General features: G+C 69.6%; 14 protein-coding genes. All 14 read left to right on the forward strand.

Features of this window, described 5'->3' with window-relative positions:
- Positions 1–425: 425 nt before the first annotated feature.
- On the forward strand, positions 426–4310 hold the full coding sequence (purL, locus tag NQ204_RS16715) for a phosphoribosylformylglycinamidine synthase (RefSeq protein WP_256644461.1): 3885 nt from the start codon (positions 426–428) through the stop codon (positions 4308–4310).
- A gap of 444 nt (positions 4311–4754) precedes the next feature.
- Entirely contained in the window at positions 4755–13154 is an 8400-nt protein-coding gene (locus NQ204_RS16720; protein ID WP_256644462.1) for an ESPR-type extended signal peptide-containing protein, read from the forward strand.
- 153 nt (positions 13155–13307) lie between these two features.
- Positions 13308–15161, forward strand: coding sequence for a S8 family peptidase (locus tag NQ204_RS16725; RefSeq protein WP_116864296.1), 1854 nt, complete (start codon positions 13308–13310; stop codon positions 15159–15161).
- A 148-nt stretch (positions 15162–15309) separates the two neighbouring features.
- Entirely contained in the window at positions 15310–17031 is a 1722-nt protein-coding gene (gene gspE, locus NQ204_RS16730) for a type II secretion system ATPase GspE (RefSeq protein ID WP_256644463.1), read from the forward strand.
- A 24-nt stretch (positions 17032–17055) separates the two neighbouring features.
- A complete protein-coding gene (gene xpsF, locus NQ204_RS16735) occupies positions 17056–18279 on the forward strand; it encodes a type II secretion system protein XpsF (protein WP_256644464.1) in 1224 nt (407 codons plus the stop codon).
- A 49-nt stretch (positions 18280–18328) separates the two neighbouring features.
- The gene (gene gspG / locus NQ204_RS16740; RefSeq protein WP_116864293.1) at positions 18329–18772 is read left to right on the forward strand and encodes a type II secretion system major pseudopilin GspG; all 444 of its coding nucleotides are present in this window, start codon (positions 18329–18331) and stop codon (positions 18770–18772) included.
- 6 nt (positions 18773–18778) lie between these two features.
- The gene (gene xpsH / locus NQ204_RS16745) at positions 18779–19273 is read left to right on the forward strand and encodes a type II secretion system protein XpsH (RefSeq protein ID WP_116864292.1); all 495 of its coding nucleotides are present in this window, start codon (positions 18779–18781) and stop codon (positions 19271–19273) included.
- Entirely contained in the window at positions 19270–19689 is a 420-nt protein-coding gene (gene xpsI, locus NQ204_RS16750) for a type II secretion system protein XpsI (protein WP_256644465.1), read from the forward strand. The genes xpsH and xpsI overlap by 4 nt, the downstream gene beginning before the upstream one ends.
- Positions 19686–20318: a type II secretion system protein J gene (locus NQ204_RS16755; RefSeq protein ID WP_116864290.1), complete on the forward strand. Its 633-nt coding sequence runs from the start codon at positions 19686–19688 to the stop codon at positions 20316–20318. The genes xpsI and NQ204_RS16755 overlap by 4 nt, the downstream gene beginning before the upstream one ends.
- A complete protein-coding gene (locus tag NQ204_RS16760) occupies positions 20315–21178 on the forward strand; it encodes a type II secretion system minor pseudopilin (RefSeq protein ID WP_116864289.1) in 864 nt (287 codons plus the stop codon). The genes NQ204_RS16755 and NQ204_RS16760 overlap by 4 nt, the downstream gene beginning before the upstream one ends.
- Entirely contained in the window at positions 21175–22350 is a 1176-nt protein-coding gene (locus NQ204_RS16765) for a PilN domain-containing protein (protein ID WP_256644466.1), read from the forward strand. Before NQ204_RS16760 ends, NQ204_RS16765 begins: the two co-directional genes overlap by 4 nt.
- Complete coding sequence (gspM, locus tag NQ204_RS16770) at positions 22325–23029, forward strand: type II secretion system protein GspM (RefSeq protein WP_256644467.1); 705 nt, start codon at positions 22325–22327, stop codon at positions 23027–23029. Before NQ204_RS16765 ends, gspM begins: the two co-directional genes overlap by 26 nt.
- The gene (locus tag NQ204_RS16775; RefSeq protein ID WP_256644468.1) at positions 23019–23810 is read left to right on the forward strand and encodes a general secretion pathway protein GspN; all 792 of its coding nucleotides are present in this window, start codon (positions 23019–23021) and stop codon (positions 23808–23810) included. Before gspM ends, NQ204_RS16775 begins: the two co-directional genes overlap by 11 nt.
- A 9-nt stretch (positions 23811–23819) precedes the next feature.
- Positions 23820–26036 carry a type II secretion system secretin GspD gene (gspD, locus tag NQ204_RS16780; protein ID WP_256644469.1) on the forward strand — a complete coding sequence of 739 codons (2217 nt, stop codon included), beginning with the start codon at positions 23820–23822 and terminating at the stop codon, positions 26034–26036.
- Positions 26037–26198: the final 162 nt, after the last annotated feature.

The raw sequence follows: 26198 nt of genomic DNA on the forward strand, positions 1-26198 counted from the left end.
ACAAAAGAAAAATTCAAAAGCAAACGCCGGTCGCTTCGCTCCTGATGCCTCATTTCCTGCTTCTGATCTGCTTCCCCGTTGCCGGCCAGCGGCACCGGGCGGCATCCACGCATGGCCGTGTCGACCAAGGTCGACACCTACCAACAGCCGCGTGGACCTGTCAGGGGTGGGGTGGTGTGGGCTTGCAGGACCGCAGGCGCCATGGATGGCGCCTACGAGCCCCCATGGACGGGTTTACGGCGTGTCCTGCAAGCCCACACCGCCCCGCCCAACCCGCAGCAGTCCAGGACCGCTGTTGCTCTGGCTGTTGCTCTGGCTCTGGCCGTTGCCCTGGCCTCTGCGGGTGCCGGGCGCCGCCCGGCCAAAGCCCTCCCCCCGGTTCCGGTACAATGTCGGGCCCGTTTCCCAACTACGGTTCCCCGGACATGATGGTCCTCGAGGGCGCGCCCGCCCTGTCGCTGTTCCGCCGCGAACGCCTTGAATCCCGCCTGCAGTCCATCGCTCCCTCCCTGCGCATAAGCGGTGCCTGGCACGTCTACTTCGTCCAGCCCGAAGGCACGGCCGCCCCCGACGTGGCCACGCTGTGCCGCATCCTGGAAGCCCAGCCGCAGGCCGAGGCCATCGCCGACGGCGCCGTCAGCCGCATCGTCGTGCCCCGCCTGGGCACCCTGTCGCCCTGGTCCAGCAAGGCCACCGAACTGGTCCGCGGTGCCGGCCAGCCGGTCAGCCGGGTCGAGCGCGGCCTGCGCATCGACGTGCAGGGCTGGCCGACCGACGCCGCCGCCCAGCAGGCGCTGGTCAAGGCCCTGCATGACCCGATGACCCAGTCGGTGCTGGACACCGTCGACCAGGGCCAGGCCCTGTTCACCACCCCGGCGCGGGGTGAACTGGAACGCGTGCCGGTGGACCAGCTGGAGGCCGCCAACCAGCGCCTCGGCCTGGCCATGGCCCAGGACGAGATCGACTACCTGCGCGAACGCTTCACCTCGCTGGGCCGCTCGCCGTCCGATGTCGAACTGATGATGTTCGCGCAGGCCAACTCCGAGCACTGCCGCCACAAGATCTTCAACGCCAGCTGGACCATCGACGGCCAGGAACAGGACCGTTCGCTGTTCCGGATGATCAAGAACACCCACCAGCAGACCCCGCAGCACACGCTCAGCGCGTACAGCGACAATGCCGCGGTGATCGAAGGCCACTTGGCCTCGCGCTACCGCCCCGATCCGGCCAGTGGCGAGTACCGCCGCGAACCGCAGGTGCCCAGCGCCTTCCAGATCAAGGTGGAAACGCACAACCACCCGACCGCGATCGCGCCGTTCCCGGGCGCCTCTACGGGTAACGGTGGCGAGATCCGCGATGAGGGCGCGACCGGCCGCGGTGGCAAGCCGAAGGCCGGCCTGTCCGGTTTCTCGGTCTCGCACCTGCGCATTCCCGAGCTGCCGCAGCCGTGGGAAGCGCCGCGCGCGCTGAACCCGCGCATGGCACCCGCGCTGGAAATCATGACCGACGGTCCGCTCGGCGGCGCCGCGTTCAACAACGAGTTCGGCCGCCCGAACCTGCTCGGCTATTTCCGCAGCTTCGAGCTGCCTGAAGGCGCCGATCTGGTGCGCGCCTACGACAAGCCGATCATGCTGGCCGGTGGCCTGGGCGCGATCGACCGCATCCAGGTCGACAAGATCCAGCTGCAGGCCGGTGATGCGGTCATCGTGCTCGGTGGCCCGGCGATGCTGATCGGCCTCGGTGGCGGTGCCGCCAGTTCGGTGGCCTCCGGCGAAAGCGCCGAGGACCTGGACTTCGCCAGCGTGCAGCGCGACAACCCGGAAATGGAGCGCCGCTGCCAGGAGGTCATCGACCGCTGCGTGGCGATGGGCGCCAACAACCCGATCAAGTTCTTCCACGACGTCGGTGCCGGTGGCCTGTCCAATGCCATCCCCGAACTGCTGCACGACTCGAATGTCGGCGGCGTCATCGACCTGGGCAAGGTGCCCACCGATGATCCGTCGCTGTCGCCGATGCAGCTGTGGTGCAACGAATCGCAGGAACGTTACGTGCTGGGCGTGGCCCAGGAGCGCCTGGCCGAGTTCGCCGCGCTGTGCGCCCGCGAGCGTTGCCCGTTCGCCGCCGTTGGCGTGGCCACCGCCGAGGAACACCTGGTCGTGGCTTACGGCGCCGTGCCGGGCCACACCCCGGCCGATGCGCCGATCGACCTGCCGATGGACGTGCTGTTCGGCAAGCCGCCGAAGATGCACCGTGACACCGCGCACCCGCCGGCCCCGCGCTGGCCGGCGCTGAAGACCGGTGCCCTGGACCTGCAGGAAGCCGGCCTGCGCGTGCTCGCGCACCCGACCGTGGCCTCGAAGAACTTCCTGGTCACCATCGGTGACCGCAGCGTCGGTGGCCTGACCGCGCGCGAGCAGATGGTCGGCCCGTGGCAGCTGCCGGTGGCCGATGCGGCCATCACCCTGGCCGACTTCGACGGCGTAGCCGGCGAAGCGATGTCGCTGGGCGAGCGCACCCCGCTGGCCCTGCTCGATGCCGCTGCTTCGGCACGCATGGCCGTGGGCGAAGCGCTGACCAACCTGTGCGCGGCCCCGGTCGATGCGCTGGATGAGATCAAGCTGTCGGCGAACTGGATGGCCGCTGCCGGCCACCCGGGCGAAGACGCGCTGCTGTACGACGCGGTGAAGGCCGTGGGCATGGAACTGTGCCCGCAGCTGGACATCAGCATTCCGGTGGGGAAGGACTCGCTGTCGATGCAGGCGCAGTGGCACGACCAGGGCGAAGCGCACAAGAGCGTGTCGCCGGTGTCGCTGGTCATCTCGGCGTTCGCGCCGGTCGCCGACGTGCGCCAGCAGCTCACCCCGCTGCTCGACCGCGACGTGGACAGCGAGCTGTGGCTGATCGGCCTCGGTGCCGGCAAGCAGCGTCTGGGCGGCTCGATCCTGGCCCAGGTGCATGCCGACCACGGCGACCTGCCGGCGTTCGCCGGTGCCGCCCCGGACCTGGATGACCCGCAGCGCCTGCGTGGCTTCTTCGAACTGATCCGCGATGCGCGCCAGGCCGGCCTGCTGCTGGCCTACCACGACCGCAGCGACGGTGGTGCCTTCGCCGCACTGTGCGAAATGGCCTTCACCTCGCGTCTCGGCCTGGACATCACCCTCGATGCCTGGGGCGATGATCCCTTCCGCAGCCTGTTCAACGAAGAACTGGGTGCGGTGGTGCAGATCGCCCGCGAAGACCGTGCGGCCTTCGCAGACCTGGTCGAGCGCCATGCACTGATCGAGTGCGCGCAGCGCATCGCCAAGCCGACCACCGCACCGGTGGTGCGCGTGTCGCTGGGCGGCGAGAACCTGGCCGAATGGCGCTGGGAAGCGCTGTTCGACGCCTGGTGGTCGGTCACCCACGCGATGCAGAAACGCCGCGACAATCCGGCCAACGCCGATGCCGAGCGTGAGGTGGCGCGTGCGTTCAACGCGCCGGGCCTGAAGCCCAAGCTGAGCTTCGACCTCAACGAAGACGTGGCCGCGCCGTTCATCAGCACCGGCGCGCGTCCGCGCGTGGCCGTGCTGCGCGAACAGGGCGTCAACGGCCAGATCGAAATGGCCAACGCCTTCGAACGTGCCGGCTTCCGCGCGTACGACGTGCATATGAGCGACCTCATCGAAGGCCGCGTCGCCCTGCAGGAGTTCACCGGCCTGGTGGCCTGTGGCGGCTTCAGCTACGGCGACGTGCTCGGTGCTGGTCGTGGCTGGGCGACCTCGATCCTCGAGCGCAGCGCGCTGCGTGATGCCTTCGGCGCGTTCTTCGCCCGCGAGGACAGCTTCGCCCTGGGCGTGTGCAACGGCTGCCAGATGATGAGCCAGCTGAAGGACATCATCCCCGGTGCCGAGCACTGGCCGCAGTTCCGCCGCAACGCCAGCGAGCAGTTCGAAGCCCGCACCGCGCTGCTGGAAGTGGTGGAGTCGCCGTCGATCCTGCTGCGTGGCATGGCCGGTTCGCGCCTGCAGGTAGCGGTGGCACATGGCGAAGGCCAGGCCGTGTTCGACAACACCGTGGACCAGGCCACCGCCCGCGTGGCGCTGCGCTACGTTGACGGCAACGGCAACGTCGCCAGCCAGTACCCGCTGAACCCGAACGGTTCGCCGGACGGCATCACCGGCCTGACCAGCACCGACGGTCGCGTCACCATCATGATGCCGCACCCGGAACGCACGCCGCGTGCGCTCAACCTGAGCTGGGCCCCGGCCGAGTGGCAGGGTGATTCGCCGTGGATGCGCATGTTCCGCAACGCGCGGGTGTGGTGCGGCTGACGGCGTAATCGCCGCGCAGGCCGCAATGCGATGAAGTACGGAAAACCCGGCAGGCGACTGTCGGGTTTTTCTTTATGCGGGCAGAAAATCCTGCCGCAGCGGTGAGTTACATGCATTTACATGGCGTCGATATCTCGTCACAAACAAATAACAAAATCGCAGAATAAATAGGCGAAAAAGTGAACTGGGTCACGGCAACCGCTTTTCCTGCGTCAAAGTCTTGACGATAAGGAAAGTTCCCGTTAACACTTGGGCCCTGTTTCAAATCTGTTCATATCGCAGTAACCGCACGTCGCTCTGCGCCCGGTTTTCTGTCGCTGCGCGGCGTTCGGCAATACCCGCAGTAAATCACGCGAATAACGCCCTTGGGGGACGTTGGACCAGAAGGTCCGGCGATGGCGTTGCTTTGCCTAAAACCAGTCCAAAAAATCAGGAGCCGTACCGATGAATCGGATTTATCGCAAGGTCTGGAACAAAGCGTTGGGTCAGTTGGTGGTGGCCTCGGAACTGGCCTCTTCCGACACCCGCGGTGGGGTCGTCGACCGGCGCCGCGATGCCGACCACGTCCGGCCGGTGACCCTGGCCGCAGCGCTTGCCCTGGCCATGGGACTGGGAGGCTCCGGCCTCGCCGCCGCACAGTCGGTGGAAGTGGGCGGCAACGCCAACTGCGTGACCCTCAGCAGCAGCCTGATCGACCAGTGCGTGGTCGACGGCAGCGCCAACGCCAGCGGCCGCAACGCGGTGGCCGTGGGCACCGGCAGCACCGCCAGCGCCGCCAACAGCGTCGCGCTGGGTGCAGGCTCCCTTGCCAACCGCGCCAATGCCGTGTCGGTGGGCGCAACCGGCAGCGAACGACAGATCACCAACGTGGCCGCTGGTACGGCGGCCACCGATGCGGTCAACCGCGCGCAGCTCGATGCGCAGGCGCAGGCCACCCAGGCCGCACTGGCCACTGCCACCGCGCAGGGCCGCCGCTACTTCAAGGCCGATGGTGCGGGCGATGACAGCGACGCCGCGCAGATCGATGGCGAAGGCGCACTGGCCGCCGGCGCATCCGCCACCGCCGATGGCGACGACACCACGGCGCTGGGCCACAACGCACAGGCGATCGCTGGCAGCGCCACCGCCGTCGGCGCGCAGTCGCAGGCCTTGGGCAGCGGCAGCACCAGCGTCGGCGCAGGCAGCACCGCCAGCGGCACCGCATCGGTCAGCTTCGGCGTCGGTGCCGAAGCCAGCGGCGGTTACAGCACCGCATTGGGCGGGCTGTCCAGCGCCTCGGCCTTCAACGCAACCGCGGTCGGCAACGCCGCCAATGCCAGCGGCTCCAACAGCGTGGCCGTCGGCGGCGATGCAGAAGCCAGCGGCGCCTACAGCACCGCCACCGGCCAGGGCAGCCTCGCCACCGGCACCAACTCCGTAGCCGTGGGTGGCGCGCTGTTCGGCCTGCTGCCGACCGAAGCCTCGGGCGATTACTCCACCGCCGTCGGTGGCGGCGCGTGGGCGCCGGGCACCAATGCCACAGCATTGGGCAACGCCGCCGAAGCACAGGGCGCCAACAGCGTCGCGCTGGGTGCCGATTCGATCGCCGAGCGTGACAACACCGTCTCGGTCGGTGGCGCCGGCAACACGCGCCAGATCACCAACGTTGCTGCCGGTACCGAAGGCACCGACGCGGTCAACAAGGATCAGCTGGACGAGGTCGCCGCGACCGCGGAGAACACCCGCAAGTACTTCCAGGCCACTGGCAGCGAAGACAGCGATGCCGGCGCCCTGGCCGAGGGCGACAGCGCGCTTGCCGCCGGTGAAGCAGCCAACGCCATCGGCGATGGCGCCACCGCGCTCGGCGGCGGTGCCGTGGCCATTGCCGCGAAGGCCACGGCAGTCGGCTACAACAGCCTGGCCACCGGCGAGAACGCCTCGGCCGTGGGCACCAACGCAGAGGCCAGCGGCAGCGACAGCGCCGCGCTGGGCAGCGGTGCGGTGGCCAGTGAAACCAGCACCACCGCAACCGGCGCCGGTGCGCAGGCCACGGCGGTCTACAGCACCGCCACCGGTGCCGAAGCCGTTGCCAGCGGCGCGCAGTCGCTGTCCAGCGGCTTCCGCGCGGCGGCGTCGGCCGACGGCGCCACCGCCGTCGGCGGCTACAGCGAAGCCAGCGGCCGCCTCGGTTCGGCACTGGGCTATGGCACCGTCGCCAGCGGCGCCAACAGCACCGCCGCTGGCGTGTTCGCCACGGCCACCGGTGCCGGCGCCGTCGCCGTCGGTGAAGCCAGCGAAGCGACCGGCGACGAGAGCGTGGCCATCGGCGGCAGCACCTACTTCGGCCTGATCACCTCGCGCGCCAGCGGCTACGGTGCATCGGCCTATGGTGCCGGCGCATGGGCCACCGAAGACTATGCAACCGCGATCGGCTGGAATGCCTGGGCCGACGGCGCGCAGTCCACCGCGCTCGGTGCCAGCGCCACCGCCAACGGCAGCAACAGCGTCGCCCTCGGCGCGGCCTCGCAGGCCGACCGTGACAACACCGTGGCCGTCGGCAGCGATGGCAACGAACGTCAGGTGACCCATGTCGCCGCAGGCACCGAAGACACCGATGCGGTCAACGTCGGCCAGCTGAAGGACGTGGCTGCGGTGGCCGATACCACTGCCAAGCGCTTCCAGGCCACCGGCAGCAGCAACAGCGATGCCGGTGCGCTGGCCGACGGTGACGACGCGCTCGCCGCCGGCGAGGCCGCCAATGCCATCGGCAACGGCGCCACCGCGGTCGGTGCCGGCGCGACCGCCGTCGCCCAGAACGCCACGGCCGTGGGCTACAACGCACTGGCCAGCGGCCAGAACAGCGCCGCCTTCGGCAACAACGCACAGGCCGCCGGCCCGGGCAGCGTCGCCGTCGGTGGCGCTGCCGTCGATGAAGACGGCAACCCGCTGATCACCAGCGGTGGCGTGCCGGTGGAAACCGGCGCCACCAGCGCTGGTGTCGGTGGTACCGCCGTCGGTGCCAGCGCCGAAGCCAGCGGTTTTGCCGCCTCGTCCTACGGTGTCGGCGCCTATGCCGCCGGCGCGCAGTCTTCGGCCTTCGGTGCGGTGGCCAATGCAGTGGGTGACTACTCCACCGCGCTGGGCACGCAGAGCAACGCCACCGGCACCAGCAGCGTGGCCATCGGTGGCCCGGCCGACCTGATCCCGGGCCTGGGCTTCTTCGTGCAGACCCAGGCCAGTGGCGAAGCCGCCACGGCCGTCGGTGCCGGTGCCATCGCCAGCGGCGATCATGCCGTGGCCAACGGCAGCCTGACCGAAGCCTCCGGCGCCGAATCGACGGCGGTGGGCTACTTCGCCTATGCGCCGGGCGAGAACGCCAGCGCGCTGGGTGCGCAGACCTGGGCCAGTGGTGCGCAGAGCACCGCCGTGGGCTACTACGCCACCGCGCGTGGCGCCAACAGCATCGCCCTCGGTGCCAACTCCGAAGCGGTGCGCGACAACAGCGTGGCCGTCGGCAGCGAAGGCAACGATCGCCAGATCACCAACGTGGCCGCCGGTACCGAAGACACCGATGCGGTGAACAAGGCCCAGCTCGATGCCGTGGCCAGCACCGCCGACACCACCGCGCGCTTCTTCCAGGCGCAGGGCGAGGAGGGCAGCGATGCCGGCGCCTACGCCGAGGGCGAAGGTGCGGTGGCTGCGGGTTCGGCCAGCAACGCGATCGGCGCAGGTGCGCTTGCGCAGGGCGCAGGTGCCGCTGCCATCGGCGCCGACACCGTGGCCCTCGGCCGCAACACCTTCGCCGACGGCGACGGTGCTGTCGCCATCGGTGGCCTAGGCCAGGCGTACGACGAGTACAACCAGCCGCTGCTGGACGACGAAGGCAATCCGGTGCAGATCGGCACCACCGCCTCGGCCGGTTCCACTGCGGTGGGCAACGCCGCGCAGGCCACCGGCGCCAGCAGCAGCGCCTTCGGCAATGCCGCGCAGGCGACCGGTGACAACAGCTTCGCCGCGGGCGGCAAGTCGCGCGCCAACGGCAGCTATGCCGTCGCCATCGGCGACAGTGCCTTTGCCAAGGCCGATGACAGCACCGCCGTCGGTGGTTACAGCACCGCCAGCGAAGAAGGCGCGACCGCCTTCGGTGCAGGTGCGTGGGCGACCGGTACCAACGCCTCGGCCTTCGGCCCGGCGGCCTGGGCCAGTGCCAACGGCGCGACCTCCATCGGCTACAACAGCTGGGCCAACGGTGTCAGCTCGACCGCCGTCGGTCGCGGTGCCTTCAGCTACGGCGATTACAGCCTGGCGCTGGGCTTCCAGGCACTCGGCAACAGCGTCAACAGCATCGCGGTGGGCACCAATACCGTGGCCGGTGGCGAAAGTGCCATCGCCCTCGGTGCCGGCAGCACCGCCAACGGCAACAATGCCGTGGCCCTGGGCGCAGGCTCGGTGGCTGACCGCGACCGCAGCGTGTCGGTCGGCAGCGCCGGCAGCGAACGCCAGGTCACCAACGTCGCCGCCGGCACCCAGGCCACCGATGCAGTGAACAAGGCCCAGCTGGATGCCGTGGCCGCCAGCGCAGGCACCGGCAACAAGTTCTTCCAGGCCAGCGGCAGCGACGACAGCGATGCCGGCGCCTACGTGGAAGGTGACAACGCCCTGGCCGCCGGCGAAGCCGCCAATGCCATCGGTGACGGCACCGTCGCACTGGGCAGCGGTGCCAATGCCATCGGCAGCAACGCGCAGGCGATCGGCTTCAATGCCCTGGCCACGGCGGACAACGCCAGCGCCATCGGCGCCAACGCGCAGGCCACCGGCGAGTACGCCACCGCGCAGGGTGCGGAAAGCGAAGCCAGCGGCGAGCAGAGTGCGGCTTTCGGTGCCGCTGCCGTGTCCAGTGGTGCCGGCAGCACCGCCACCGGCGTGCTGTCCGAAGCCAGCGGTGAGGAAGCCGTGGCGGTGGGTTACTTCAGCACCGCCAGCGGCGAAGCCGCGACCGCGGTCGGCAGCGAAAGCGTCGCCAGCGGTACCGCTTCGGCAGCGTTCGGCATCGGTGCCGAAGCCACCGGCGGCTACAGCACCGCCATCGGCGGCTATGCCAGCGCATCGGCCTTCAACGCCACCGCGTTCGGCAACTTCGCCAACGCCTCCGGTTCCAACAGCGTGGCGCTCGGTGGTGATTCGGAAGCCTCCGGTGCCTATGCCACGGCCACCGGCCAGGGCAGCCTGGCCACCGGCGTGAACAGCGTGGCCATCGGTGGTTCGCTGTTCGGCCTGCTCGCCACCGAAGCGTCGGGTGACTACTCCACCGCGGTCGGTGGTGGTGCCTGGGCACCGGGCACCAACGCTACGGCGCTGGGCAATGCAGCCGAAGCACAGGGCGCCAACAGCGTGGCCCTGGGCGCCGACTCGATTGCAGACCGCGACAACACGGTCTCGGTCGGTGGTGCTGGCAACACGCGCCAGATCGCCAACGTCGCGGCCGGCACCGAAGGCACCGATGCGGTGAACAAGGACCAGCTGGATGCCGTCGCCGCCACCGCGGAGAACACCAGCAAGTACTTCCAGGCCAGCGGCAGCGACGACAGCGATGCCGGCGCCTATGTGGAAGGCGACAACGCACTGGCCGCCGGTGAGGCCGCCAATGCCATCGGCGACGGTGCTACCGCGCTCGGCAGTGGTGCCACCGCAGTGGCGGCCAACGCCACCGCGGTTGGCTTCAACAGCCTGGCGACCGGCGGCAACGCCGCAGCGATCGGTAACAACGCCCAGGCCACCGGCGAAGACAGCGCCGCCCTTGGCAGCGGTGCCGTCGCCAGCGAAACCAGCAGCACCGCCGCCGGTGCCGGCGCGCAGGCCACTGCCGCGTACAGCACTGCCAACGGTGCCGAAGCCATCGCCAGCGGCGCGCAGTCGCTGGCCAGCGGCTTCCGTGCCTCGGCCTCGGCCGATGGCACCACCGCCGTCGGCGGCTACAGCGAAGCCAGCGGTCGCCTCGGCTCCGCCATGGGCTACGGCACCCTGGCCAGCGGTGCCAACAGCACCGCGGCCGGCGTGTTCGCCACCGCCAGCGGTGCCAGCTCCGTGGCCATGGGTGATTCCAGCGAAGCCACGGGCGATGAAAGCGTGGCCATCGGCGGCAGCACCTTCTTCGGCCTGATCCCGGCGCGGGCCAGCGGTTACGGCGCGGCGGCCTTCGGTGCCGGTGCCTGGGCGACCGACGACTACGCCACCGCCATCGGCTGGAACTCCTGGGCCGGCGCAGTGCAGTCCACCGCGCTGGGTGCCGGGGCCACTGCCAACGGCATCAACAGTGTCGCGCTGGGCGCAGGCTCCACGGCCGACCGTGACAACACGGTGGCCGTCGGCAGCGATGGCGGCGAACGCCAGGTCACCCATGTGGCAGCGGGTACCGAAGGCACCGATGCGGTGAACAAGAACCAGCTGGATGCCGTGGCTGCTACTGCTGAACAGACCAGCAAGTACGTTCAAGCCAGCGGCAGCGCCGACAGCGATGCCGGCGCCTATGTGGAAGGCGACAACGCACTGGCTGCCGGTGAAGCCTCCAACGCCATCGGCAACGGCGCCTCCGCGCTGGGCAGCGGCGCCACCGCCCTGGCTGAAAATGCCACGGCGGTCGGCTTCAACAGCCTGGCCACCGGCGGCAATGCCGCGGCCGTCGGCAACGAGGCGCAGGCCACCGGCGAGAACAGCGCGGCCTATGGCAGCGGCGCGGTGGCCAGCGAGATCAGCAGCACCGCCACCGGCAACGCGGCGCAGGCCACGGGTGTCTACAGCACGGCCAGCGGTGCCGAAGCCATCGCCAGCGGCGCGCAGTCGCTGGCCAGCGGCTTCCGCGCCTCCGCCACCGCCGATGGCACCACCGCCGTCGGTGGTTACAGCGAAGCCAGCGGCCGCCTCGGCACCGCACTGGGCTACGGCTCGGCGGCCACCGGCGCCAACACCACCGCGGTCGGCTTCGGTGCCGCTGCGGCCGGTGCCAACGCGGTGGCGATGGGCCAGTCCAGCGAAGCCACGGGTGATGAAAGCGTGGCCATCGGTGGCAGCACTTACTTCGGCCTGATCCCGGCGCGGGCCAGCGGTACCGGCGCGGCGGCCTTCGGTGCCGGTGCCTGGGCGACCAGCGACTACGCCAGCGCCATCGGCTGGAACGCCTGGGCCGACGCGACCGATGCCACCGCGCTGGGTGCCAACAGCACCGCCAGTGCGGCCAACAGCGTCGCGCTCGGCAACGGCTCGCAGGCCGACCGCGCCAACACGGTGTCGGTGGGCAACGCGGCCGCGCAGCGGCAGATCACCAACGTGGCCGCCGGTACCGAAACCACCGATGCGGTGAACAAGGGCCAGCTCGACGCCGTGGCCGCTACCGCCGATGCGGTCGGCCAGCGCTTCAAGGCCAATGGCAGTGGCGTGGCTACCGCCACCGGCACCGATGCCGTGGCCGTGGGTTCGGGCGCGACTGCAAGCGGCAACCGCAGCAATGCCGTGGGCAGCAGCGCCAACGCCATCGGCAATGCATCGCTGGCGCTGGGTGCCAACAGTGCGGTCAGCGGCAACAACTCGGTGGCCCTGGGTGTCGGCGCGCGTGCGGTGGAAGCCAACGTGGTCTCGGTCGGTGGCGGCAACGGCACCGATGGTCCAGCCACCCGCCGCATCGTCAACGTGGCCGACGGCCGCATTGCCGCCGGCAGCAGCGACGCAGTCACCGGTTCGCAGCTCAACGTCACCAACCAGCGCGTGGGTGCAGTCGAAACCCGCGTCGGTGATTTCGATTCGCGCATCGCCACGGTGGAATCCACCTCGGCCAACGCGGTGGCCTACGACGATGCCACCCGCGACCAGCTGACCCTGTCCGGCATCGAAGGCACCGTCATCAACAACGTCGGCGCCGGCAGCATCGCGTCCGGCAGCCGCCAGGCGATCAACGGCGGCCAGCTGTTCCAGTCGCTCAGCGATGCCGCCAGCATCCTCGGCGGCGGTGCCAGCGTCGGCATGCAGGGGGTGTTCATCGCGCCGAACTACGTCATCCAGGGCTCGACCTACAGCAATGTCGGCGACGCACTGGGTGCACTGGACAGGAAGGTGACCGAGCTTGACCAGCGCACTGCCGGTGGCACCAGCCGCACGGCAACGGCCAGCCTGCGCAGCGCCAGCGTGCAGGCGAGCACCGCCCAGGTCGCCACCGTGGCCGAGGCCGATGCAGTGGCCTCGCGGTCGAACGTGGTGGCCAAGCCCAGCGTCGAAGGCGCCACGGCGGCGCAGCCGGCCGTCGGTGCCAACGCAGTCGCCATGGGTGACGGCGCCGTCGCCAGCGGCGCTTCGTCCACGGCCATCGGCCAGGGCGCATCGGCCACCGCCGCCAATGCGGTTGCACTGGGCCAGGGCTCGGTCGCCGACCGCGCCAACACGGTGTCGGTGGGCAGCGAAGGCAACGAACGCCAGGTCACCAACGTGGCCGCAGGTACCGCGGCCACCGATGCGGTGAACAAGGGCCAGCTGGACCGCGGTATCACCACCGCCAACAGCTACACCGACAGCCGCGTGCAGGCCGTCGCCGACAGCTTCGATGTGTTCAAGGGCGAAGTGGATGGCCGCCTGCGCCACATGGATCGCCGCATCGACCGCCAGGGCGCGATGAGCGCGGCCATGCTCAACATGGCCACCAGTGCCGCCGGCATCCGCACCCAGAACCGGGTCGGCGTCGGCATCGGTTTCCAGGGCGGTGAATCGGCGATGTCGCTGGGTTACCAGCGTGCGATCAGCGATCGCGCCACGGTCACCCTCGGCGGTGCGTTCAGCAGTGATGACGCCTCGGTCGGCGTCGGTGCCGGCTTCGGTTGGTAAGGCAACAACGCGCCGGCGGTCACGCCGCCGGTGCTGCTTCTGCTACAGGGCCTGAGGGGAGGTCTCGGCAACCCCGGCTCGGCCAGCCGGGATCCGTCAAGGATTGATGGCCGCAGTGTTGGATCCAACCATGACCCAGAAGAGGAATGTGACGTGATCAATAAGCAGAACCTTCGCATCAACGTGCTTGCCGCCGCCCTGCTGTCGGTGACCGCCGCAGGCGCGGTCCACGCTGCCGGCCTGCCGACCCGCGAGCCGGTACGCCAGGCCAGCACCGCCGAAACGGGCACCGACCGCATCATCGTGATGTACGCGAAGGGCACCCTGGCCGCCAGCGATCGCTCGGCCAAGCTGTCCACCGTGCAGTCCGCACTCACCCGCGCCAGCCTGTCCGGTGGCACCAGCCGCGCCAGCGCGATGGGTCCGCAGGTGGTGCGCAAGCTCGGCATCGGTGCCGATGTGATCCGCCTGCAGGGCCGCCTGGCCCCGGCGGAACTGCAGCGCGTGCTGAAGGAGCTCAAGGCCGATCCCTCGGTCAAGTACGCCGAAGCCGATGTCAAGCTGCGCCGCACCGAGCTGCGCGCGGGCGACGTGAAGCCGGCCCTGGTGCCGAATGATCCCTACTACGCGCAGTACCAGTGGCACCTGAGCAACCCGACCGGTGGCATCAACGCGCCGTCGGCCTGGGACGTCTCGCAGGGCGAGGGCGTGGTCGTTGCCGTGCTCGATACCGGCATCCTGCCGCAGCACCCGGACCTGGTCGGCAACCTGCTTCCGGGCTACGACTTCATCAGCGATGCCGAGACCTCGCGCCGTTCCACCGACGACCGCGTGCCGGGTGCACAGGACTACGGTGACTGGGTCGAGAACGCCAACGAGTGCTACAACGGCTCGCAGCCGGAAGACAGCTCCTGGCACGGTACCCACGTGGCCGGCACCGTCGCCGAGCAGACCAACAACGGCGTCGGCATGGCCGGTGTCGCACACAAGGCCAAGGTCCTGCCGGTGCGCGTGCTCGGCAAATGCGGTGGCTACCTCTCCGACATCACCGACGCGATCACCTGGGCGTCCGGTGGCACCGTCGCCGGCATTCCCGCCAACACCAACCCGGCCGAAATCATCAACATGAGCCTGGGTGGCAGCGGTGCCTGCGCAGGCGCCTACCAGGATGCGATCAGCGGCGCGATCTCGCGTGGCACCACCGTGGTGGTGGCCGCCGGCAACGACACCGACAACGCCGCCAACTACCGCCCGGCCAGCTGCGACGGCGTGGTGACCGTGGGTGCGACGCGCATCACCGGTGGCATCACCTACTACTCCAACTACGGCACGCGCGTGGACCTGTCCGGCCCGGGCGGTGGCGGCAGCGTGGACGGCAACCCGGGCGGCTACATCTGGCAGGCCGGTTCGGATGCGGCAACCACTCCGGATTCGGGCGCCTACAGCTACATGGGCCTGGGCGGTACCTCGATGGCCTCGCCGCACGTGGCCGGCGTTGCTGCGCTGGTGCAGAGCGCGCTCATCGCCAGTGGCAAGGATCCGCTGACCCCGGCGGCGATGCGTACGCTGCTGAAGGAAACCGCGCGTCCGTTCCCGGTCACCATTCCGGCATCGACCCCGATCGGCACCGGCATCGTCGACGCCAAGGCCGCGCTGGCCAAGGCCCTGGCCGAGCCGTGCACCGAGAACTGCGAACCCGAAGGCATCCCGCTGACCAACAAGGTGGCTCTCGCCGGTGTTGCCGGTGCGACCGGCAGCGAGACCGTGTACACCTTCGAAGCCGTCGCCGGCAAGCAGCTGAGCGTGTTGACCTACGGCGGCACCGGTAACGTCTCGGTGTACGTGGCGCAGGGCCGTGTGCCGACCGCCACCGACAACGACGCCAAGTCGAGCCGCCCGGGCAACACCGAAACCGTGCGCGTGGCCAAGCCGGTGGCCGGCACCTACTACGTGAAGGTGGTGGGCGAAGCGGCCTTCAACGGCGTGACCATCCTGGCCACCCAGTAAGGGCCACGGTTGCACGTAATGTCGTAAGTGAATTGGCGACGCCCGTTACCGGAAGGTGACGGGCGTCGTCTTTCTTGGTCCTGCGCGCACAAGGCAGCGGAAGTCCGGGCTGAACTGCTAAAGTCGGGAGGATCGACAGGAGAGTCATGTGAACGCGCTCGCTGCCACCGCCATCGACGACGCCGAAGGCCGCATCCTCGATGCGCTGCTGGCGCGCGGGCGCCTCAAGGAAGGGGATCTGGCGCGTGCGCGGCCGCTGCACGCCGAAGCCGGCGGCAGCCTGCTGGGCCTGCTGGTGCGGCTGGGGCTGGTGTCCGAACGTGACCAGGCGCAGACCAGCGCCGACGTGCTGGGCCTGCCGCTGCTGGAAGCGAAACAGCTGCCCGAGGCACCGCCGCAGTCGCTGGCCGAAGGCCTGCCGCTGTCGCTGCGTTTCCTCAAGCAGTTCCACGTCTGCCCGCTGGCGCTGGATGAACACGGCGTCCGCCTGTGGCTGGCCGATGCCCACGATGCCTACCCGCAGAAGGCCGTGCAGCTGGCGCTGGGCGTGCCGGTCAGCCCGGTGCTTGGCATGCGCGCGGAGATCGACGATCTGGTCGAGCGCTGGTTCGGCCAGGGCCGCAGCGCGATGGGCGCCATCGTGGAAACCGCGGACGGCGAAGGCGGCGCGGTCGATGACATCGAACACCTGCGCGACCTCGCCTCCGAAGCGCCGGTCATCCGTCTGGTCAACCTGGTCATCCAGCGTGCAGTGGAACTGCGCGCCTCGGACATCCACGTCGAACCCTTTGAAAACCGCCTGAAGGTGCGCTATCGCGTCGATGGCGTGCTGGTGGAAGGCGAAAGCCCGCCGGCCAACCTCACTGCCGCGGTCATCAGCCGCATCAAGATCATGGCCCGGCTCAACATCGCCGAGCGCCGCCTGCCGCAGGACGGCCGCATCATGCTGCGCGTGCAGGGCAAGGAACTGGACCTGCGCGTAAGCACCGTGCCGACCGCGCATGGCGAAAGCGTGGTCATGCGACTGCTGGACCGCGAAACCGTGGTGTTCGATTTCCACCGGCTTGGTTTCACCGATGCGTTCCTGCCGCAGTTCCGCAAGGTGCTGGAACAGCCGCACGGGATCCTGCTGGTCACCGGCCCGACCGGTTCGGGCAAGACCACCACGCTGTACACCGCGCTGAGCCAGCTCAACACCGCCGACGTCAAGATCATCACGGTCGAGGACCCGGTCGAATACCAGATCGAAGGCATCAACCAGATCCAGGCCAAGCCGCAGATCGGCCTGGATTTCGCCAACGCGCTGCGCAGCATCGTGCGCCAGGATCCGGACATCATCATGATCGGCGAAATGCGCGACCTGGAAACCGCGCGCATCGCCATCCAGTCGGCGCTGACCGGCCACCTGGTGCTGTCCACGCTGCACACCAACAACGCGGCCGGCGGCATCACCCGCCTGCTCGACATGGGCGTGGAGGATTACCTGCTCACGTCCACCATCAACGGCATCCTCGCCCAGCGCCTGGTGCGCCGCCTGGAACCCACCCACGCCGAGCGCTACGAAGCCTCGCCGGAGGAGATCGAACGTTTCGAACTGCGCCGCCTGCAGCCGCAGGGGCCAATCCACCTGTTCCGCCCGAAGCCCTCGGCACTGGCACCGACCGGTTACCTGGGCCGCACCACCATCATGGAATTCCTGGTGATGAACGACGCGCTGCGGCGCGCGGTGATGCGTCGCGACGGCATGGGCGAGATCGAACGCATCGCCCGCGAGGCCGGCATGCGCACCATGTACGAAGACGGCCTGTCCAAGGCCCTGAGCGGGCAGACGACCATCGAGGAAGTCCTGCGCGTGACCGAGGAGGGTTGATGCGCGCGGGAGATCGACGCTGACATGCCCACCTATCGTTACAAGGCACTGAACCCGCACGGCGAGGTCTTCGACGGGCAGATGGAAGCGGCCAGCGAAGCCGAGCTGATCGCCCGCCTGCAGGACCAGGGCCATCTGCCGATGGAAACACGCCTGGCTGCCGAGGGTGGCGGGGTAGGAGGAAGCAGCCTGGGCAACCTGTTCCGCCCGCGTCCGCTGCAGGGCGCGGCGCTGCTGCAGTTTACCCAGCAGCTCTCGACCCTGCTCGGCGCCGGCCAGCCGCTGGACCGTGCGCTGTCGATCCTGCTCGGCCTGCCCGAGGACGAACGTTCGCGGCGCGCGATCACCGACATCCGCGACGTGGTGCGCGGCGGTGCGCCGCTGTCGACCGCGCTGGAGCGGCAGCACGGCCTGTTCTCGCGCCTGTACGTGAACATGGTGCGCGCCGGTGAAGCCGGTGGCAGCCTGCACGAGACCCTGCAGCGCCTGGCCGATTACCTCGAACGCAGCCGCGCGCTGCAGGGCAAGGTGGTCAACGCGCTGGTCTACCCGGCCATCCTGCTGGTGGTGGTCGGTGGTGCGCTGCTGTTCCTGCTTGGCTACGTGGTGCCGCAGTTCGCGCAGATGTATGAAAGCCTGGACGTGGCGCTGCCGTGGTTCACCAACGCGGTGCTGCAGCTGGGCCTGTTCGTGCGTGACTGGTGGATCCTGCTGCTGGTGGTGCCGGCGGTGCTGGCACTGCTGCTGGAACGCCATTTCCGCCAGCCCGCCGCGCGCCTGGCGCTGGATGGCTGGCTGCTGCAGCGGCGCGGCATAGGCCGCCTGCTCGGCGAGCTGGAAACCGCACGCCTGGCCCGCACCCTCGGCACGCTGCTGCGCAACGGCGTGCCGCTGCTGGGCGCGCTGGGCATCGCCCGCAACGTGCTGGGTAACCGCGCGCTGGCCGCCGATCTGGACACCGCCGCCGACGAAGTGAAGAACGGTGCCGGCCTGTCGCTGGCGCTGTCGCGCGGCAAGCGCTTCCCGCGCCTGGCCCTCCAGATGATCCAGGTCGGCGAGGAATCCGGCGCGCTCGACACCATGCTGCTGAAGGCCGCCGACACCTTCGAACAGGACAGCGCCCGCCGCATCGACCGCCTGCTGGCGGCGATGGTGCCGGCCATCACCCTGGTGCTGGCCTCGGTGGTCGGCGCGGTCATCGTGGCCGTGCTCGTACCGCTGTACGACCTCACCAACGCCATCGGTTGATGATGGCTTTCCCTGCAACCCCGACTCACCGCAACTGAAAGGACCGACCATGCTTGCTTCCCGTCGCCCGATCCGCCTGTCCTTCGCCAGCGCACGCCACCAGACCGGCATGAGCCTGCTGGAAATCATCATCGTCATCGTGCTGATCGGCGCGGTGCTGACCCTGGTCGCCAGCCGCGTGCTCGGCGGCGCCGACCGCGGCAAGGCGAACATCGCAAAGGCGCAGGTGCAGACCGTCGCCTCCAAGATCGACAATTACCAGATCGACACCGGCAAGCTGCCCGGTTCGCTCAATGACCTGGTGACCTCGCCGGCCGGTGTCGGTGGCTGGCTGGGTCCGTATGCCAAGCCTGCCGATCTGAACGATCCGTGGGGCCACGCGCTGGAATACCGCGCGCCGGGCGAAGGCCAGGCCTACGAGCTGATCAGCCTGGGCAAGGACGGCAAGGCCGGCGGCAGCAGCGTCGATGCTGACATCCGTTACGAGCCGTAATCCCGCATGACGCCGTACCTGCCGCGCCGGCTGCCCAGCCCGCGCCTGCACGGCAGGCGCGCGACCGGCCTGTCGCTGCTGGAGATGCTGCTGGTGATCGCGTTGATCGCGGCCATCGGCCTGATCACGGCGGCTGGCCTGTCGCGTGGCTTTGCCGGCATGCAGCTGCGCAGCGCGGGCAAGGACATCGCCAGCCAGCTGCGCATGGTGCGCGCGCAGGCGATTGCCCGCGGTGAACCGCAGCGCTTCGTCATCGAGCCGGCCGAGCACCGCTGGCAGGGCGCCAACGAGCGCCGTGGCAGCGTGCCCGAACCGGTGCAGGTGGTGTTTGAAGGCGCCGCGCAGCTCAGCGATGCGCCGGGGCAGGGCGTGATCGAATTCCATCCCGATGGTGGTTCCAGTGGCGGCCGCATCCGCCTGCAGCGCGACGCCGCCGAATGGCGCATCGATGTCGGCTGGCTGACCGGCGAGGTCCGCTCCGGTCCGTGGCGGCCGCAATGAAACAGTCGGCGCGTGGGTTCACCCTGCTTGAAGTGATCGTGGCCTTCGCCCTGCTGGGCCTGGCCCTGACCCTGCTGCTGGGCAGCCTGTCCGGCGGCGCGCGACAGGTCCGCGGTGGCGAGCTGCGTACCCGTGCGGTGCTGCATGCGCAGTCGCTGCTGGCCAGCGCCGGCGTCGACGCGCCGCTGCAGGTCGGCAGCCAGAGTGGCGAATGGGAACAGGGCCGCTACCACTGGCAGCTGCAGGTGCAGCCATGGAGCGAGCCGCGTGCCGGTGATGTCGCGCCGACGCAGTCACCGGGTGCGCCGTGGCTGGCCGAACTGCAGCTGCAGGTGCGCTGGGGCGACGGCGAACGCGAGAAACTGCAGTGGCGCAGCCTGCGCCTGTTGCCACCGGACCTGGAGGGCGCACGATGAAGCGTCGCGCCGCCGGCTTCACCCTGGTCGAAGTGATGCTGGCCACCGTGCTGCTGGCCGGTGGCCTGGCCCTGGCATTCGCCAGCGTGCGTGCGGCGATGGCGGTCAGCCAACGCGGCGAACAGATCGCGGCCGACAGCGAACGCATGCGCGCGGTGCAGGCGCTGCTGCGGCGCCAGCTGGGTGGTGCGCTGCGCAGCCCGATCGAGGTGCCCGATCCGACCCGCGAGCCGGTGTTCTTCCAGGGCGATGACGAAGGCATGCAGTTCGTCGCCGATCTGCCCGGCTATCTCGGTCGCGGCGGGCCCTACCTGCATACCCTGCAGGTGGATGGCGCGCCCGGCCAGCGCCGCCTGCTGCTGCACCTGGTGCTGCTGCAGGAAGGTGAACGCCTGCCGGAAACGCCGCCGCGCCCACCCGAAGTGCTGGCCGATGCACTGAAAGAAGTGAAGCTGCGCTACCGCGGCATCGATCCGGCCAACGGACAGATGAGCGACTGGCTGCCGCGCTGGGACGACACTCGGCGGCTGCCGTTGCTGGTGGAAGTGCAGATCGTGCCGCAGCGTGGCGCGCCGTGGCCGCCGCTGGTGGTCGCACCGCGTAGCGGCGGCATGGGCGGTGCACGATGAAGGCACAGCGCGGTGCCGCCCTGGTGCTGGTGTTGTGGCTGATCGCGCTGATGACCGCGCTGGTCGGTGCCTTCGCGCTGACCGCACGCGTGGAGCACCTGCAGCAGCGCGTGCTCGACGATGATGCGCGTGGCCAGGAACGTGCCCGTGCCGGGCTGGAATATGCACTGCTGCGCCTGCGCCCGGACCCGCAGCGGCCGGCCTGGCAGGCCGATGGACGCACCTACCGCTGGCAGTACGACGATGTTCCGGTCGAGATCCGGGTGCTGGACGAGAACGGCAAGATCAACCTGAACCTGGCCGACGCGACGCTGCTGACTGCATTCCTGCAGGCGCTGGGCGAACCTGCCGAGCAGGCCCGGCAGCTGGCCGGTGCCATCATTGACTGGCGCGACGCAGACAGCCTTCTGCAGCCCGGTGGTGGCGCCGAGGCGCCGGACTATGCAGCGGCGGGCCTGCCGTATGGGCCGCGCAACAAGCGCTTCGAAACCCTGGGCGAACTGCAGCGCGTGCTTGGCATGCGTGCCTCGCTGTACACGGTGATGCTGCCGTATCTGACGCTGTACAGCCGCCAGGCGCGGCCGGATCCGCGCGTGGCGGGGGCGCCGGTGCTGACCGCATTGGGCCTGGATGCCGAGCAGGTGCTGGCGCAGCGCGCCCAGCAGGAGCGTGACGAAGGTTCCGGTGCGGCGCCGTCAATGCTTGCCAGCGGCAGCGGCACCTATAGTATCGAGACCCGTGCCATCGACGGCAGCGGTCGCTTGTCGGTCCTGCAGGCGGTGGTACGCAATGGATCGGGCGGTGTGCCCGGACGAACCTACACGGTGCTTCGCTGGGAGCAGGGAATGGCAGCAAGATGACGGCATGGCAGGACAGCCTGCGGCAGGTGCAGGGGCGGATCGGCCCAGGTGCGGGCCGTTTCCTGCGCTGGTGGCGGCAGTCCCTGCTGGCCTGGGTACCGGCGCGTTGGCAGTGGGCGCTCGGCTGGTCGCAGACCCGCCTGCTGCTGCAGCGGCAGGGCGACCTGCTGCAGGTCTGGCGCGAAGCCGGGCAGGGCCTGGAACCCGTGGCCAGCCTGCCATGGCCGACCCAGCCGGCTGAACTGGACCGCGTCCTCGACGCGCGCCTGCGCAGCCTGCCGCGGGTCTGGCTGCTGGCCGAACCGCAGGTCCTGCGCCGCAACCTGCGCCTGCCGATGGCCGCCGGCGACCGCCTGCGGGCGGTGGTCGGCTATGAAATTGATCGGCAGACGCCATTCGAATCCAGCCAGGTCAGCTATGACGTGCGCGAACGCGGCAGTTCCGGCGAAGGCCTGCTGCAGGTTGAACTGGTGGCCTGGCCGCTGCGCCAGCTCGATGCCTGGCGCGGCCAGGTCGGCGCCTGGGCCGATGCGATGTCCGGTGTCGATGCCCTCGACGCGCAGGGCCAGCCGCTGCAGGTGAACCTGCTGCCGCAGGCCCAGCGCCAGCCGCGGCATGACCCGATGCGGCGCTGGAACCTGCTGCTCGGCCTGGCTGCACTGGTGATGCTGGTGCTGGCTGCCGCACAGCTGCTGGACAACCGCCGCGAGGCTGCCGACGCGCTGCGCGACGAGGTCGAGCGCAGCGCCCGCAGTGCGCGTGGCGTGGCCAGCGAGCGCAGCGAACTGCAGGCGCTGCTGGACGGTGCCGCGTTCCTGGAAAAGCAGCGCGCGCAGCGCGCCAGCACGGTGGAGCTGTGGAACGAACTGACCCAGCGCCTGCCCAACGGCACCTACCTGGAAAAACTGGCCATCGAGAACAACAACCTGCAGCTGATCGGCCTCAGCAGCGAAGCCTCGCAGCTGGTGCAACTGCTGCAGGACGCACCGCAGTGGCGCAAGGTCAACCTGACCGGCGTGCTGCAGGCCGACGGCGCCGGCAGCGGCCGTGATCGCTTCACCCTGACCGCCGAGCTGCAGCCGGTGCCGGTGGCCCCTGCCGCCGCCCCTGCCGCCGCCCCTGCCGCCCCAGCCAAGGAGGCGGCCGATGCCGATGCCAAGCGCACGCCGTGACCGCTGGCTGGCGCTGGTACTGCTGGTGGCAGTGCTGGGCCTGGCCTACCTGCTGCTGGTGCACCCGTGGTTCACCCAGCCGCTGCTGGCCATCAACGACGACGTAGCCGCGCTGCGCGAGCGCCAGCAGCGCGTGCAGGCACAGCTGCAGCAGCAGCCGCAGATCGAACAGCGCCTGCAGCAGACCCGCGAGGCCCTGCAGCAGCGGCCTGGTTTCCTGCGTGAGGCCACCGCCGAAGCCGCTGCCGCGGCCCTCGGCGCGCGCGTGCAGGATGCGGTCGCCACCGCCAGCCCGGGCAACCGCAGCTGCACCATCAGCAACCGCACGCCGCTCACTGACAACCGCCGCGATGCCGAGTTCGTGCGCGTGGCCATGCAGGTGCGTCTGCGCTGTGGCGTGGCCGAACTGGCCACCGTGCTGCACAGCCTGGAAACCGGCAGCCCGCGCCTGTTCGTCGACAACCTCAACATGATCGCGCAGCGCTTCCAGCAATCGACGAACGAATCGGGCCTGGGCCTGGACGTGTCGTTTGAACTGGCCGGCTACCTGCTGCCCGGGGCCGGTGGCGATGCCGCCGCCGCGCCTGCGACGGATGCCCCTTCATCGGCGCCTGCCGCCGATGCCAGCCCTACACCGGCCGAGCCGCCGGTGGAAGCGGAGGGCACCGATGAAACGTGACCCGATCACCCTGCGTACCGGCTTCCTGCTGGCCCTGGCTGGCTGGGCGGGCGCCACCTGGTTGGCTACCGGCTTCGGCCTCGGCGGTCGCCTGCCGGCTGCCGACAGTGATGCCGCCGCGCAGGCCACGCTGCCGGCCCTGCCGCCGATGGCTGCCGAGCGCATGGCCGCTGCCGACAGCTTCAGCGCCATCGGCGAACGCCCCCTGTTCGCCGAAGACCGGCGGCCGCGCCCGTATCTGCTGGGTGGCAGCGAACCGGCCGCGAGTGCCGCGCTGCGCCTGACCGGCGTGCTGCTCACTGACAGTTTCAGCATGGCCACCTTCACCACCGAACAGAACCGCTCGGTGCGCCTGCGCCTGAATGGTGAGGCGGTCGATGGCTGGCAGCTGGTCGCGCTGGAGCCTCGCCAGGCCACGGTGATCGGCCCCAGCGGCAGCCAGGTGCTGGAACTGGCCACCTTCAACGGGCAGGGCGGTGAACCGCCGACCGTGCTGCGCGGTGCCAATGGCACAGTCCCGCCCGCCGGTGTCGTGCCGCCGCCTCCGCCGCTACCCGCCGCTGCTGCCGCATCCAATGCGCGGCCCAGCCCCGATGTCGTCAGCGGCGCCGGGGCCGTGGCCGCCCCGGCAAGCGCGCCATCGCCGGCCGCCCCCGCCAACAACGGCCCCAGCGAAGCGCAGATGCAGGCCATCCGCGAACGCATCCAGGCCCGTCGCCGTCAGCTGCAGCAACAGCAGCAACAACCGTCGCCGCCCCCGGGCGATGGCTCCAACCGATAGAGTGAATGCATGAACCTGCGTTTTCTGCCCTGGTCCCTTGCCCTGACGCTGCTGGTCGGCTGCGCCACCGTGTCCGGCCCGCATGTCCATCGCAGTGCCACCACGCCGCCACCGGAAGCCGGTGCCGCCGCCGCCGATCCCCAGGTGGTCGAAGGCGATGCTGCCGCCGGCACGCCGCAGGCGGTAATCCGCCGTGGCAGCGGCACCATGATCAACCGCGAGGCCGCGCGCGCGCCGTCACCGGCCCTGCATTCGGCCAGCGGCGGCAGCGCCACCTTCAACTTCGAAGGCGAGTCGGTGCACGCGGTGGTCAAGGCGATCCTCGGCGACATGCTGGGGCAGAACTACGTCATCGCGCCGGGCGTGCAGGGCACGGTCACCCTGGCCACGCCCAAGCCGGTGTCGCCGGCGCAGGCGCTCAACCTGCTGGAGATGGTGCTGGGCTGGAACAACGCCCGCATGGTCTACAGCGGTGGCCGCTACAACATCGTCGCCGCCGACCAGGCGCTGGCCGGCACCGTCGCACCCAGCACCGCGCCGGCCTCCAGTGCCCGCGGCTTCGAAGTGCGCGTGGTGCCGCTGCAGTTCATTTCCGCCAGCGAGATGAAGAAGGTGCTGGAGCCGTACGCGCGGCCCAATGCCATCGTCAACGTCGATACCGGCCGCAACGTGATCACCCTCGGGGGCACCCGCGCCGAGCTGGAAAACTACCTGCACACCGTCGAGATCTTCGACGTCGACTGGTTGTCGGGCATGTCGGTGGGCGTGTTCCCGATCCAGTCAGGCAAGGCCGAGCAGGTCGCCAGCGACCTGGAGAAAGTATTCGGCGAAGACAGCAAGACGCCCAGCGCCGGCATGTTTCGTTTCCTGCCGCTGGAAAATGCCAACGCCGTGCTGGTGATCACCCCGCAGGTGCGCTACCTGGACCAGATCCAGCAGTGGCTGGACCGCATCGACACCGCCGGTGGCAGCGCCCGCCTGTTCTCCTACGAGCTGCGCTACATCAAGGCGCGCGACCTGGCCCAGCGCCTCTCCGAAGCCTTCGCCAGCAGCAACAACCGCAACAACCGTGGTTCCAGCGCCGGGCTGGCGCCGGGCGCGACGCCGATGCAGCTGGACAGCCGGGGTGGGGACACCTTCAGCAACACCAGCGATGGCAGCAGCAACAACACCAACGGCACCGGCACCTCGTCCAGCGCCAACGGCGGCATGGCCAGCACGATGAACCTGCCGCAGCGGCAGGAAGGCAACATCAGCGTCAGCCTCGATGTGGAAGGTGACACGGTCGGCGTCTCGGCGGTGGAAGAAACCAATGCACTGCTGGTGCGCGCCACCCCGCAGGCCTGGCGCTCGATCCGCGAAGTGATCGAGAAGCTGGACGTGATGCCGCTGCAGGTGCACATCGAAGCGCAGGTGGCAGAGGTCGACCTCAACGGCGACCTGAAGTACGGCGTCAACTGGTTCTTCGAGAACGCCGTCCAAGGTCAGAGCTTCACCGGTGCCACCGGCGGCGCCACTCTGCCCAGCGCGCTGGGCCGCAACATCTGGGGCAGCTTCGCCGGCGCCATCACCGGCAGCGAGACCGGCTGGACCTTCCTCGGCAAGAATGCTGCCGCGGTGGTGAGCGCGCTGGACCAGGTGACCAACCTGCGCCTGCTGCAGACCCCGTCCATCTTCGTGCGCAACAACGCCGAAGCGCAGCTCAACGTCGGCACCAAGATTCCGATCAACTCGGTGTCGGTCAACACCGGCATCAGCGACAGCACCTACAGCCAGGTGCAGTACCTGGACACCGGCGTGATCCTCAAGGTGCGCCCGCGCATCACCCGTGATGGCGTGGTGTTCCTGGACATCGTGCAGGAAGTCAGCTCGGCCGGCGCCGTGCCGACCGGCTGCGACCCGACCAAGACCACCTGCAACCCGCCGATCAACACCCGCAAGATTTCCACCGAGGCGGCGCTGCAGAGCGGCGACACGATCATGCTGGCGGGCCTGATCACCAATTCCGACGAAGATAGCTCCAAGGGCGTGCCCGGCCTCAGCCGTCTGCCGATCGTGGGAGGTCTGTTCGGCAACAAGGCCCGGTTGAACAAGCGTTCCGAGGTGATCGTGCTGCTGACCCCGACGATCGTGCGCAACGGGCAGGAAGCGCGGACGCTGACCGATGAGTACAGCAACCGCTTCCGCGCGATGGAGCCGTTCCCCACCCGCGAGCGTAAGAAGTAAGGGTTTTTTGATGCAGGGCTTGCACCCCTGCACCTGCTCAATGCAACGGCCAAAGCCAGAGCAACAGCAATAGCGGGCATTCCGTGGGATGGCGGGGCACTGTGGGTTTGCGGGGACGCCGTAAACCCATCCATGGGGGCTTGGTCGCCGCATCCATGCGGC

The sequence above is a fragment of the Stenotrophomonas testudinis genome (assembly GCF_024499815.1).
Classification (GTDB): Bacteria; Pseudomonadota; Gammaproteobacteria; order Xanthomonadales; family Xanthomonadaceae; genus Stenotrophomonas.